Raw genomic sequence first — 12,684 nt, forward strand, 5'->3', positions numbered from 1 at the left:
CGATGACCGGCGAGTTGCTGCCCCATCCCGGGACCGGGGTGCCGTTCGCGTCGCCGGTGCCGCCGGGGACCGGGTGGCCGGAGGATCCCGCCACCGCGGAGACCCCGGTCGCACGATCGGCGTCGGATGTCGTCGAGTCGGCGGCCGGCGCCGCGAATCTCGCCGACCTCGACGCCCGCGTCAGCGTGTGCCGGGCGTGCCCGCGGCTGGTGCAGTGGCGAGAGGACGTCGCCGAGACGAAACGTCGCTCGTTCGCCGACCAGCCGTACTGGGGGCGTCCGGTCACCGGCTACGGGGACACGTTCCCGAAACTGCTGATCATGGGATTGGCGCCGGCGGCCAACGGCGGCAACCGCACCGGCCGCATGTTCACCGGTGACCGGGCCGGGGACTGGCTGTTCCGGTCGCTGCACCGTGTCGGCATCGCGAACAAGCCCACCGCCGAGTTCGCCGGCGACGGACAGAAACTGTTCGGTGCCCGGATGATCTCGACGGTCCGCTGCGCACCGCCGGACAACAAACCGACCGTCACCGAACGCGACTGCTGCGCGGGCTGGTTGGACGCCGAACTCGCCGACGTGCTGCCGTTCGTGCGGGCCGTCGTCGCACTCGGCACGTACGGATGGGACGCCACCCTGCGCGCGATCCGGCACTCCGGCGGCACTGTTCCCGTCCCGAAACCGACGTTCGGGCACGGCGCCACCACCGTCGTGCACACGGCGGGCGGCAAGGCTCTCACCGTGATCGGCTGCTACCACCCGAGCCAGCAGAACACGTTCACCGGGCGGCTCACCGAACAGATGCTCGACGACGTGTTCTCCCGGGCCCGTGATCTGGCCGGTCTCGGTTGGGGGTGCGGCGGGTCCGGTCGTTGAATCGGGTGTCCTCTGAGCGGGACGAACCCTGAGGGGCTCCCGGTCTCCGTGGCACCATCACCTTCGCGTCGACGATTGTCGACGGCGTCGTCCGGGAAAGGTGCAGTGATGGTCGTCTGGAACGAAGAATGTGACGTGCTGGTGGCGGGCTCGGGTGCGGGTGGCGTCACCGGTGCCTACACCGCGGCCCGTGAGGGACTCGACGTGATCCTCGTCGAGGCGACCGACAAGTTCGGTGGCACCACCGCCTACTCCGGTGGCGGCGGCTTCTGGTTCCCGTGCAACCCCGTCCTGAAGCGTGCCGGCGTCGACGACACGATCGAGGACGCGCTCGAGTACTACCACGCGGTCGTCGGCGACCGGACTCCGCGCGAGCTGCAGGACACCTACGTCAAGGGCGGCGGCCCGCTGGTCGCGTACCTGGAGCAGGACGACGACCTGCAGTTCGCCACGTACCCGTGGCCGGACTACTTCGGCAAGGCCCCCAAGGCCCGCAACGACGGACAGCGGCACACCATCCCGAGCCCGCTGCCGATCTCCGAGGTCGGGGACCTGCACACGCAGATTCGTGGGCCCCTCGACTTCGATCGCCTCGGCGCGGACCTGCCCGAGATGCTGATCGGTGGCCGAGCCCTGGTCGGTCGGTTCCTCAAGGCCATCGGCAAGTACCCGAACGCGAAGCTGAACCTGAACACCCCGCTGGTCGAACTGGTCGTCGAGGACGGCGCCGTCGCCGGTGCCATCGTCGAGCGCGACGGCGAGCAGGTCGCGATCCGCGCCCGCAAGGGTGTCGTCCTGGCCACGGGTGGCTTCGAGGGCAACGACGAACTGCGCCAGAAGTACGGTGTCCCGGGCGTCGCCCGCGACACGATGGGTCCGTGGGGCAACATCGGCCAGGCGCACCAGGCCGGTATCGCCGTCGGCGCCGACACCGACCTCATGGATCAGGCCTGGTGGTCGCCCGGTCTGACACACCCGGACGGGCGTTCGGCGTTCGCGCTGTGCTTCACCGGCGGCATCTTCGTCAACCAGGACGGCAAGCGCTTCGTCAACGAGTACGCGCCCTACGACCGTCTCGGCCGCGACATCATCGCGGGCATGGAGGACGGCTCGGTCACGCTGCCGTACTGGATGATCTACGACGACCGCGCGGGCGAGCGTCCCCCGGTGGGGGCCTCGAACGTCTCGATGGTCGAGACCGAGAAGTACGTCGACGCCGGCCTGTGGCACACGGCCGACACGCTCGAGGAGTTGGCCGCGAAGATCGGTATCCCGGCCGACAACCTGCTCGCGACGGTCGAGCGTTTCAACGCGATGGCCGCGAACGACGTCGACGAGGACTTCGGTCGCGGCGACGAAGCCTACGATCGCGCCTTCACCGGTGGCGGCCCGGCGCTCATCCCGATCGAGCAGGGTCCGTTCCATGCGGCCGCCTTCGGCATCTCCGACCTCGGCACCAAGGGCGGCCTGCGCACCGACACCGCGGCGCGCGTCCTCGACACCTCGGGCAACCCGATCCAGGGCCTGTACGCGGCCGGTAACACGATGGCCGCCCCCAGCGGCTACGTCTACCCCGGTGGCGGCAACCCCATCGGCACCTCCATGCTGTTCAGCCACCTCGCCGTGATGGACATCGTCGGCAAGTAGGCCGTAACGCACCCACGCGCCCCGCTGCCGGTTTCCCGGCGGCGGGGCGCGTGGCGTTTCGGCTGTTCGCCCGGCGGATCAGTTGTCGGTCACGGTGAAGCCCTTGCCGATCGGATTCGGCTGGGCGGCGATGCCGGCGAGGACGGCGCCGATGTCGATGAATTCGAACGGGCCGCGGACCATGCCGACGAGTCGGTCGCCGTCGATGTAGGCGGGGCCTCCGCTGTCGCCGCCGTTCGCGGCGACAGCGGAGGCGATCCGGGTGGCGGCCTGCGCGAGGACCGGGCCGCACGTGACGCCCGTGCGGGCGCCGGCCTTGCACAGGGTGCCGTCGAGGGTGGGAGTGCCGATGCCGTCGATCCGCACGTCGGGGCCGGTCGCGGACAGGACGATGTCCGGACTCAGGGTGATCACGACGTAGTCGATGCGCGGGTCGCGGTAGGCGATCGTGCCGATCGGGGTGCCGGTCCCGGACGGGCCGAACCGGTAGACGGCCGCGCCGTCCGGATAGTCGGCGGCGCCGCCCGCGGCGGTGGAGACGCAGTGCCCCGCCGAGAGGGCGATCTTGTTGCCGAGGATGTCGGTGCCGACGGCGCCGAGTGTGCAGTAGTCCGGCACCGCGCCCGGGTTCGCCGGACCCGCATCGGGTTTCGCGGTCCAGGCGATGCCGTTCGAGACGGTCCCGGGGCTGGGGGGTGCTGCCGCCGCCGACCGGGTGATCGCCAGGGCGGGGGTGAGTGCCGCGACGGCGACGAGTGCCGTCGACAGGATTCGCTGGACGGACGACGACCGATTGCCCATCGGGGATACCTCGTTACTGCGTACTGACCGGCGCGGGAAACGTCGCCTTCCGACGACTGCGCCGCAACAAAAGGGTAACGGGGATGTATCGATCCGTCGAGGGGCGGCAACGGGTGGTTCCGGATCGAGAGAACCGACCGTTTCCTATTGTGACGCAAGAGGTTTCGTGCGACGTGCGTGGTCGACGAGTTCCGGTGCTCCCTAACTGTGCACCGGGGTCGTGCGCCGCAGGAGCGCGATCAACTCGCCCTCGATCGCCGCGAACTCGGGGGACGTGACGATCGACAGGTCCCGGGGCCGGGGCAGATCGACGACGACGTCGCGGCGCACGGTCGCCGGCCGGTCGGACAGCACGATCACGCGGTCGGACAGGAACACGGCCTCACGGACGTCGTGGGTGATCATCAGTACGGTCCACCGGTCCTGGAGCCACACGTCCTGCAGCCAGGTCTGCATCTCGGTACGGGTGAGGGAGTCGAGAGCGCCGAAGGGCTCGTCCAACAGCAGCACCGGGCGGTCCTGGACGACGGTGCGCAGCAGGGCCGCGCGTTGCCGCATACCACCGGACAGTTCGTGCGGGCGCGCGTCCTCGAAGCCGGCGAGCCCGAAGCGGGGGAACAGTGCCGCCGCCCGGGCCCGGGCCTGCTTGCGCGGGATCCGCTGCACCTCGAGGCCGAGGGTGGTGTTGTCGAGGATCGAACGCCACGGCAGCAGCAGATCCTTCTGCGGCATGTGGGCGCACGTCGGGGCGGTCGCGGTGCCGGTATCCGCCGTCTCGAGTCCGGCGACGACGGCGAACAGGGTGCTCTTGCCGCAGCCGCTCGGCCCGATCACCGACACGAATTCGCCGGGCCGGACGGTCAGGTCGATGCCGTCGAGCACGCGGCGCGGGCCGAACGACTTGGTGACGGACGACAGGGCGACGATCGGCTCAGTCATGGCGGTGTCCTCCGGAGGTGTGACGGATCCAGGGCGCCACGACCCGCTCGATCGCGAACGTGCACAGGTACAGCGCGACGCTGATCGCCGCGGTCACGAGCACGGCCGCCAGCACGAGGTCGGTGCGGAACGAGTTCTTCTGCACGCTCATGTAGATGCCGAGCCCGGCGGTGGCACCGACGTATTCGGCGAACACCGCGCCGACGACGGCGTACGTGATGCCGATGCGCAGCGCGGTGAAGAACCGGGGGAGTGCCGACGGCAGCCGCACCAACCGGAACTGCTGCCACCGGGACGCGCCCATGCTGCGCAGCAGTGCGCCGGCGTCCCGGTCGGTGGACGCGAAGCCCTCGATCAGCCCGATCGCCATCGGGAAGAACGTCACGAGTGCGATCACGAGGATCTTCGGCAGCACCCCGAAACCGAACCAGATGATCATCAGTGGTGCGATCGCGATGATCGGCAGTGTCTGCGAGACCACGAACAGCGGCACGAGGGCCCGCCGCAGCCACGGGGAGAAGTCGACGAGGATCGCGAGCGCCCAGGCCACCACGAGCGACACCGCGAACCCGAGCAGCGTCACCTGCAGCGTCGCCCACGCGTGGACGGCGATGTCGTCACGGTGCGACCAGCCCTGACCGAGCACCCGGGCCGGTGAGGGCAGCACCTGCGGGCGGATCCCGCTGACGCTCACATAGATCTGCCACGCGGCGACCAGCAGCGCCGCGACGACGGCCGCGGGGAGCAGTCGGCGCGCGGTGCTACGCGAGGTACTCATCGGTGAAGTACGTCGACCAGTCCGGTTCGACGGTCAGCGGCGCGCCGTCCGGGCCGGCGAGCAGGCCGTGTCGGAACAGGAATCCGGAGTAGCCGGCCCACTGGTCGAGCCTCTGGGTACCGACCCGTCCGTCCGCGTCCAGCATGTAGTCGGCGGCGAGCATCCGCTGGCTCTCGCGGACGAGGGCCTCGTCGGTGAAGACACCCGGGTTGGCGTCGATGAGGGCCTGCGCGCCGCGATCGGGATCGTCGGCGGCCGTCTGATAGCCCCGTTGCAGCGCCTGCACGAATGCGCGGGCCTGCTCGGGATGCTCGGCGAGCCACTTCTCGTTGCCGTTGACGACGATCGCGTATGCGTCCGGGAAACCGAAGTCGGTGTAGTGGAAGTAGCGCATCGGGGTGCCGCGGTGCTCGGCCTCGATGCCCTCCCACGCGAAGTACGACACCGTGAAGTCGGCCTGCCCGCCGTACACCGCCTCGTACGCCGACGTGCCGAGCACGACCGTGTCGAAATCGCCTGTGCCGCCGTCGTTCCGGATCACCTGACGCAGCGTCTCCCGCTCGCCCGGATCGCCGAACCCGGCGTAGGTCCTGCCGTCGAGATCCTTCGGGCTCGCGAGGTCGGCCCGATCGGCCTTGACGCCGATGCCAGTGGCCCAGTGCTGCATCGGCGCGAGCACCGACACGGTCTGCGCGCCGGCGGCCCGGGCGAACGTCGCCGAGTCCTGGAAGCTGATCCCGAACTCGGCGTTGCCGGCGTCGACGAGGGTGTCGGGGGCGGTGTTGTTGTACGGCAGCACCTGCACGTCCAGGCCGGCGTCCGCGAACCAGCCCTCCTGCAACGCCACGAACAGACCGGTGTGGTTGGTGTTCGGCGTCCAGTCCAGGGCGAACCGGATCGTGTCGTCGGACTCGCCCGACGCCGTGCACCCGGTGAGAACACCCACCGCCGCCACCACGATCGCCGACGTCGCCAGGGCGCGGCGCAGCCGCGACATCGCGCTCACGACGCGGGCCACGGCTGCGGGTGCAGCGCGGTGTCCCAGAACAGGAACTCGTAGCGGGCCGCGTTCACGAAGGCGCGGATCATCGCGTCGCGCTGCTCACCGGTGGCGGCGTCGGCGGCCGCGTCCACCAACCGTCGTGCGGTGTCGACGGATTCGTGGAATGCCGGGTCGTCGTACGTGGTGACCCACTGCGCGTACGGGTGCGACGGATCGGCAGCGAGCACGTCGTGTGCGCTCGCGGCGAGACGTCGTCCGACGACGGCGTAGATCCAGAAGCACGGCAGCACCGCGGCCGCCCCCACCGGGTACGGTTCGGTGGCCGCGGTCGCCGTCAGATACGACACGTATCCGAGGCAGGCCGATGAATGTTGCAGTGTCTCAGTGCTTTCCGGGAGAAGTCCGCCGGAGAGCAGGTTCTCGTGCAGCTCCGATTCGACGACGGCGGCCGTCGCCGCCGACGTCGCCCAGAACGCCGAGGTCTGCGGGTCCGGGGACTTGGCGGCGAGCAGCGCGAGCGCCTTCGCGTACTCGGCGAGATACAGCGAGTCCTGCTCGATGTAGGTGCGGAACACGTCGAGCGGCAGCGTGCCGTCACCGAGCCGCCGCAGGAACTCCATGTCGTCGATCTCGGCCCGCAGGGACGCAGTGCGCTCCCACAGCAGATCGGTGAAGCGTCCGCCGTCGGCGGATGCAGGGGTGGATACAGATATGTCGTGGACAGGCGTCGTCATCGCCGTGACATCCCTTCGTCAGCATTACCTGAGCAGGTTCTCCGGGTGTGATCTCAGCCCCGCTCTGTGCGGAGCACCCCGTGTCGGTGAACGAGCCGACCATAGCACCGCCGGATTGGTACGTTGGCAGACGGCAGCCCAGGGGGCCGGTGGGCACCCGGAAGGTCAGGAGGTCGGGCCGTGGAACCAGTGGACGTACTCGACGCCGGCCGCTCCGAGCGGCCCGGCACGGTCGTCGCCGACACGACGTACGGCCCGGTTCGCGGGCACGGTGACGGCGCCGTCGTCGCCTGGAAGGGCATCCCGTACGCCGCGCCTCCGGTCGGCGACCTGCGGTTCCGCAGCCCACGGCCGCCGGAGCCGTGGAGCGACGTCCTCGACTGCGCGGTGTTCGGGGCGATGGCGCCGCAGGGACACGACACGTCGGTACCGCTCGATCCGTCGATGCGGATCGACGAGGACTGCCTGACCGTCAACGTGTGGGCACCGCCCCCGGACGGTGAGCCGCGTCCGGTGATGGTGTGGATCCACGGCGGCGCGTACTGCCTGGGCTCGTCGGCGCAGGCCGTCTACGACGGTCGCCTGCTCGTCGAACGCGGCGACATCGTGCTCGTGACGTTCAACTACCGGCTCGGGGCACTGGGTTTCCTGGATCTGTCGTCGCTGTCGACGGCGAACCGGACATTCGAGTCGAATCTCGGGTTGCGGGACCAGATCGCGGTCCTGGAGTGGGTACGCGACAACATCGCGGCATTCGGCGGCGACCCGGGTGCGGTGACACTGTTCGGGGAGTCGTCGGGCGGCGGATCGATCACGACGCTGATGACGGTGCCGCGGGCCGAGGGCCTGTTCCATCGGGCCATCGTGCAGAGCCCGCCCGCGACGTCGGTGTACGGCGCCGAGCGGGCTGCGACCGTCGCCCGCCGCTATCTGGAACTGCTGGACCTGCCGGCCGAGGGGGCCGGGGACCTGATCGGTATGCCGGTCGACGACCTGGTGAAGGCTGGGGACCTGCTCGTCGACGAGATCCCCACCCGGGTGCCGGGCACGCTCGCGATGGCGCCCGTCGTGGATCGTGATCTGGTGCCGCACTACCCGGTGGCGGCATTCCAGAAGGGGCTCTCGCACCGGATTCCGCTCATCATCGGCTCCAACAAGGACGAGGCGTCGATCTTCAAGTTCATGCGCTCGCCGCTGCTGCCGGTCAGTTCGGAGGCCGTGCAGCAGATGTTCACGGGGCTGGCCGAGGACAACCCGGATCTGTCGCCGGAGCGGCTCGCCGAGATCGCCGCCGCCTACCCGGATGCGACGAAATCCCGTGGGGTACTGGCGCTGTCGCGGGACGCGGCGTTCCGGATGCCGGTGCTGTGGGTGGCCGACGCGCACAGCCGGCACTCCCCGACGTGGATGTACCGGTTCGACCACGCCACCCCGATGCTCAAGGCGGCGCGGGTCGGGGCGGGGCACGCCACCGAATTGCCCTACGTGTTCGGCAATTTCGGCACCCTCAACCCCGACCCGACGTTCTGGCTCGGTGGCCGCAAGAGCACACTCGAGGTGGCGGGACGCGTGCAGCGCCGCTGGCTCGCGTTCGCGCGGCACGCCGTTCCCGCAGCCCTCGACGGGTCCAAACACTGGCCCCCCTACACCGAGGGCACCCGGTCGACGCTGCTGATCGACAACCACGACAGCGTCGTCGTCGACCCCGACCACGACATGCGGATCGCGTGGGGGGACGAGGTGATGGGGTTCAGCTGAACTGGATCAGTGCCCGGTCGGCTCGATGCCCAGTTTCTCGTACGCGGCGGTGCACAGCGCGACCACCTCGACTCGGATCGACGGCCGGTCGGTGACCTCACCGATCCACGGCACCCGCACGGTCTTCTCGACGCCGTCGACGGTGACGGTCCACTCGCCGGCCGCGGTGTCGAGCCCCGTCATGCGGGCATCGGTGGCGGTCGGCTCCGCGAAAGCGCGGACGATGTGCAGGTTGTCGCCGGTGTGGTCGTCGTTCATGTGCTTGGTCACGGCGGCGACGACGGCGGCATCGAAGGTAGTCATGACGGTGAGCCTAACCTCACTGTCGGTGGCTTCCGGTCGGCGTCCAGTTCCCGCAGCACCGGCAGCGTGAAACACACGGCGGCAACGGCCACGACCGGCACGGCGAGGACGAAGAACGTGGTGCGGACACCGAGCTGATCGATGAGCGGTCCCGCGAGCAGGAATCCGAGTGGCCCCGCGGCATAGGCGGTGGAGGTCATCACGCCGACGACGCGTCCGCGCATGTGCTCCGGACTGCGGGTCTGCATGGCCCAGTTGGCGATCGGGCCGACGGGCCCGTACACGAGGCCGATCGCGACGGACAGTGCCAGCAGCACCCACAACGGAGGGAGGAATGCCATGCCGAGCATGGACAACCCCAGGCCGCTGACCGCGATCAGCATCAGGATGCGGCGCTGGAGAAAGGGCGCCAACGCGCCGTAGGCGAGGGCTCCGACCAGCCCGCCGACGCTCATCGCCATCAGCACCCAGCCCAGTTGGGCGGGTTCGTTGCGGTCGGTGAAGTACTTGGGGAACAGCACCGATTCGATCGGCAGGTACAGCGCGACGATTGCCATGTCGACGAGGGCGAGGGTGCGCAGCAGGCGGTCGTTCCACACGAACCGCAGGCCCTCGAGCGTGCCCGTCCACATCGATTTCGGCCGGGTCGCGTGGTCGGGGCGACCGGCATGTTCGAGGCGCAGGAACGCGATCGTCACGATCGACAGCACGAAGCAGACGGCGGTGACCCACAGCGTGCTCTCCGGGCCGACCAGCGCGATCAGCAGACCGCCGATGCCGGGTCCGACGAGATAGGCGACGTTGTAGTTGGCCTCGTACAGGCTGTTGACCCGGTCGAGACGCCAGCCGGCGGCCGTGGTCGCGGCGGGCAGCATCGACTCACGCGCCGAGATCCCGGCCGGGTCGAACGTGGCGCCCAGCGCGGCCAGCACCGCGAGCACCGGCACCGACAGACCGATGGTTCCGGCGACGACCGGGATCGCGGCCACCGAGAGCGCCGACAGCGCGTCCGACACCAGCGAGGTGGGCCGCCGGCCGAACCGATCCACTACGGTGCCCGAGAACAGGCTCGCGAGCAGCAGGGGCAGTGTGGCAGCCCCCGCGACGATCGCCGCGTCGGTCGCCCGCCCGGTCTGCTCGAGCACCAGCCACGGCAGGGCGACGATGACGATGCCGTTGCCGGTCGCCGACAGCAGCGTCGCGACGTTGAGCAGGATCAGTGGTGTGAGTCGTCGGGTCGTCGTCTGGTGGGGGGTGCTCACGGCGCGGGCTTTCGGTCGATCGGGCGTCGAATCGAAGCTAACAGCGCGACCGGAACCCGCGCGAGCGGATTTCCTCGTCTACTCCCGGGTGCCGATCGCGGTCACCGGGTCCTGCCGCATCGCGGTTCGGGTCGGGATCGCGATCGCGGTGAGTCCCAACAGGACGGTCACCCCGAGGATCAGGGCGTAGACGGCCGGGTCGACGCTCGGGATCGGACGCCCCGAGACCGCGGCCGCGACACCCGCGAGCGGGGGCAGCGCGATCACCGACCCGACGACTGCCGCGACGGTCACCACGATCACCGATTCGGTGCGCATCATCCGGCGCACCTGCCGACTGCTCGCGCCGACGAGTCGCAGCAGCGCGAACTCGCGACCCCGTTCGGCGGTCGCGAGCACGAGAGTGTTCACGACGGCGACCGCGAGATAGCCGAGCAGAACTGCGAGCGCGACGATGCTCACCCACGCCTGCGTGCGACGCTGTTCCTGTCCGGCGGTGGCGAACTCCGCGCGATCCGCGACCGTGACGCCGCCCATCGCGGTGACGGCGGTGCGGGCCTCGTCGACCCGTCCGGGTTCCGTGGAGACGAGCAACATGTCGGTCAGTCCCGTCGTGGTGTGCGCGCGGACCTGCGAGATCGGCAGCGTCACGTCGCCGAACCCGAGGCCACGGCCGTACGTCGCGACGACGGTCGGGGTGACGAGGGTGCCGTCGCCGAGGCGCAGAGGGACGGTGTCGCCCACGCGGGCGCTCATCGAGAACGCGGCGTCGGTGCTGAGCGCGACGGTGCCGTCCCGGAGCTGCCCCAGGTCGCCGTCGCGGACGTCGAGGTCGAGGGTCGACGGCGTGGCCGCAGGATCGACGCCCTGCACCGGGTACGCCGTGGTGGACGGCGACTCGCCGCCCGTCGTGAACAGGGCCTGACTGCGGGCGATCGGATTGGCCGCGCGCACAGCGGGATCCGCCTCGATCGTGTCGACGAGGTCGGGAGCCAGTCCGGCGGGAGCGGTGACGACCAGGTCGGCCGTGATGCCGGAGCGGGACTGATGGTCGGCGGCCGCGGCGACGGTGTCCTGGGTGAACAACTGCACCGAGCCGATCGCGATGGCGAGTGCCAGCGGGGTGATCGCCGCGGCCAGACGTCGTGCCCGCGCCCCGGAGTTGGCGGCCGCCAACACGAGTGCCGGTGACGCGCTGCGCCGCAACGGGCCACCGAACCGGCGGACCGCCCCCGCGACCAGCAGCGGGCCCAGCAGCGCCACCGAGATCACCAGCAGCACAGCCGAAGCACCGGCACCCGCGAGCGCGGCCTCTCCGGGCAGCACCGCCGGCAGCAGCGAGGTGGCGAGTCCGCCGGCGCCGAACACGAGGCCCGTGACGAGTCGGCCCCTGCCGATGGAGGCCGGCTCCACGGCCGATTCGCGCAGGGCCTCGGTGGGATCCAGACGGGCCGGACGTCGGGCGGCGACGGCAGCCGCGATCCGCGCGGTGCCGACCGCCAGCAGCACCCCGACCACGGCCGGGAGCGGGCTGTACGCGAGCGCGAAGTCCGAGGACAGGACACCGGCCTCGGCGAACTGGGCGCGCAGCACCTGTGCGAGCGCATAGCCGGGGCCGGCACCGAGCAGTGCGGCGAGACCCGCGACCAGCAGCACCTCGCTGCCGATCAGACGGTGTACCTGGCCGGGGGTCGCGCCCATCGCGCGCAGCAACGCGAACTCGCGGCGCCGCTGCTGGATCGACAGCGACAGCGTGCTCGCCACCACGAACATCGCGATCAGGACTGCCAGGCCGGCGAACGACCCGCACAGCATCATCAGTTCGCTTCGCGCGGCCCCGGCATCGAGGTACTCGACGTCGCCGCGGGCGCTGCCGGTGTAGGTGCGCACGTCGAGACCGGGCAGGTGGTCGCGGACCCGATCCGCCAGAGCCGAGGCGTCGCCGCCGGGGTCTGCGAGCAGACCCACCGCCGCGACACGGTCGCCGTGCGGCCACAGCTCACGGATCCGGGTATCGGACACGAACACCGACGCCGGCCGGTCCGCCGGCTCGGCGGTGGGGGCCGCGGCGATGCCTACGACGGTGTACTCGTCACCGATTCCTCCGTGCCGCAGTGTGATCCGATCACCGGGTGCGCCTCCGGTCACGACGATCTCGTCGGCTGCCACCGGCGCCCGGCCGGCCGTCAGCTCGTACGGCGCGAGAGCGGCGGACGACCAGCCGTGCGCATCCATTGCGGTGCCGTCGTCGGTAGTGAGGGGCACCTCGATGTCGGCGACCGCCTCCCGAACGCCGGGGACGTCGGACAACTCGTCCACCACCGAGTTCGGTAGCAGCGCACGTTCGACGTACGGCTGGTCGATGTCCTCGCGGACGTCGAGGGCCTGCGCCGCGCCGACGACGACGTCGGCGCCCGCGTAGCGGTGCGGGGTGACACCGCCGCGGATCCCCGACTCGAACAGCACGCCCAGCGCGCAGGTGAGCAGGGCGGCGCAGAACACCGCGACGAACACTGCCGCGAAGCTGCCGCGGCGCTGCCGGATGTTGGCGCGCGCGAGCGCGCGCAGACCGGGACGATGCATG

The 12,684-nt window shown here is 70.5% G+C and carries 11 protein-coding genes and 1 riboswitch; of the genes, 3 read left to right on the forward strand and 8 right to left on the reverse strand.

The annotated features are described in order from the left end of the window. Positions 1-2 precede the first annotated feature (2 nt). Positions 3-875, forward strand: coding sequence for a uracil-DNA glycosylase (locus Q5696_RS07020; RefSeq protein ID WP_305094478.1), 873 nt, complete (start codon positions 3-5; stop codon positions 873-875). Between the two features lie 108 nt (positions 876-983). Next, on the forward strand, positions 984-2,522 hold the full coding sequence (locus Q5696_RS07025) for an FAD-binding protein (RefSeq protein ID WP_305094479.1): 1,539 nt from the start codon (positions 984-986) through the stop codon (positions 2,520-2,522). A gap of 78 nt (positions 2,523-2,600) precedes the next feature. On the opposite strand, the gene Q5696_RS07030 is transcribed toward Q5696_RS07025, so the two are convergent. The 5 genes from Q5696_RS07030 to Q5696_RS07050 form a co-directional block, all read right to left on the reverse strand. After that, positions 2,601-3,323, reverse strand: coding sequence for a chymotrypsin family serine protease (locus tag Q5696_RS07030; RefSeq protein WP_305094480.1), 723 nt, complete (start codon positions 3,321-3,323; stop codon positions 2,601-2,603). A gap of 201 nt (positions 3,324-3,524) precedes the next feature. Continuing rightward, a complete protein-coding gene (locus tag Q5696_RS07035) occupies positions 3,525-4,262 on the reverse strand; it encodes an ABC transporter ATP-binding protein (protein ID WP_305094481.1) in 738 nt (245 codons plus the stop codon). After that, positions 4,255-5,040 (reverse strand): ABC transporter permease, encoded by a 786-nt coding sequence (locus Q5696_RS07040; RefSeq protein ID WP_305094482.1) that lies wholly within the window; start codon positions 5,038-5,040, stop codon positions 4,255-4,257. Before Q5696_RS07040 ends, Q5696_RS07035 begins: the two co-directional genes overlap by 8 nt. Then, complete coding sequence (locus Q5696_RS07045; RefSeq protein ID WP_305095166.1) at positions 5,024-6,037, reverse strand: ABC transporter substrate-binding protein; 1,014 nt, start codon at positions 6,035-6,037, stop codon at positions 5,024-5,026. Before Q5696_RS07045 ends, Q5696_RS07040 begins: the two co-directional genes overlap by 17 nt. A 5-nt stretch (positions 6,038-6,042) precedes the next feature. After that, a complete protein-coding gene (locus Q5696_RS07050; RefSeq protein WP_305094483.1) occupies positions 6,043-6,777 on the reverse strand; it encodes a TenA family protein in 735 nt (244 codons plus the stop codon). Beyond that, positions 6,771-6,868, reverse strand: a riboswitch (TPP riboswitch). Its footprint overlaps the gene before it by 7 nt. Positions 6,869-6,966: 98 nt before the next feature. Between Q5696_RS07050 and Q5696_RS07055 the strand changes: the two genes are divergently transcribed. Continuing rightward, positions 6,967-8,535 (forward strand): carboxylesterase/lipase family protein, encoded by a 1,569-nt coding sequence (locus Q5696_RS07055; protein ID WP_305095167.1) that lies wholly within the window; start codon positions 6,967-6,969, stop codon positions 8,533-8,535. Positions 8,536-8,541: 6 nt separating this feature from the next. Here the strand turns inward: Q5696_RS07055 and Q5696_RS07060 are convergent, their stop codons facing one another. From Q5696_RS07060 to Q5696_RS07070, 3 genes are all read right to left on the reverse strand, one after another. Beyond that, complete coding sequence (locus tag Q5696_RS07060; protein WP_305094484.1) at positions 8,542-8,838, reverse strand: DUF2470 domain-containing protein; 297 nt, start codon at positions 8,836-8,838, stop codon at positions 8,542-8,544. After that, positions 8,835-10,100, reverse strand: coding sequence for an MFS transporter (locus Q5696_RS07065; RefSeq protein ID WP_305094485.1), 1,266 nt, complete (start codon positions 10,098-10,100; stop codon positions 8,835-8,837). Before Q5696_RS07065 ends, Q5696_RS07060 begins: the two co-directional genes overlap by 4 nt. Positions 10,101-10,178: 78 nt before the next feature. Continuing rightward, positions 10,179-12,683 (reverse strand): FtsX-like permease family protein, encoded by a 2,505-nt coding sequence (locus tag Q5696_RS07070; protein ID WP_305094486.1) that lies wholly within the window; start codon positions 12,681-12,683, stop codon positions 10,179-10,181. Position 12,684: the final 1 nt, after the last annotated feature.

The organism is Prescottella sp. R16, assembly GCF_030656875.1.
Lineage (GTDB): Bacteria > Actinomycetota > Actinomycetes > Mycobacteriales > Mycobacteriaceae > Prescottella.

Coding starts and splice junctions, on each gene's coding strand:
- Q5696_RS07050 (WP_305094483.1), bottom strand. CDS start 6,777: ATGACGACGCCTGTCCACGACATATCTGTATCCACCCCTGCATCCGCC.
- Q5696_RS07030 (WP_305094480.1), bottom strand. CDS start 3,323: ATGGGCAATCGGTCGTCGTCCGTCCAGCGAATCCTGTCGACGGCACTC.
- Q5696_RS07060 (WP_305094484.1), bottom strand. CDS start 8,838: ATGACTACCTTCGATGCCGCCGTCGTCGCCGCCGTGACCAAGCACATG.
- Q5696_RS07045 (WP_305095166.1), bottom strand. CDS start 6,037: ATGTCGCGGCTGCGCCGCGCCCTGGCGACGTCGGCGATCGTGGTGGCG.
- Q5696_RS07020 (WP_305094478.1), top strand. CDS start 3: ATGACCGGCGAGTTGCTGCCCCATCCCGGGACCGGGGTGCCGTTCGCG.
- Q5696_RS07070 (WP_305094486.1), bottom strand. CDS start 12,683: ATGCATCGTCCCGGTCTGCGCGCGCTCGCGCGCGCCAACATCCGGCAG.
- Q5696_RS07035 (WP_305094481.1), bottom strand. CDS start 4,262: ATGACTGAGCCGATCGTCGCCCTGTCGTCCGTCACCAAGTCGTTCGGC.
- Q5696_RS07040 (WP_305094482.1), bottom strand. CDS start 5,040: ATGAGTACCTCGCGTAGCACCGCGCGCCGACTGCTCCCCGCGGCCGTC.
- Q5696_RS07025 (WP_305094479.1), top strand. CDS start 984: ATGGTCGTCTGGAACGAAGAATGTGACGTGCTGGTGGCGGGCTCGGGT.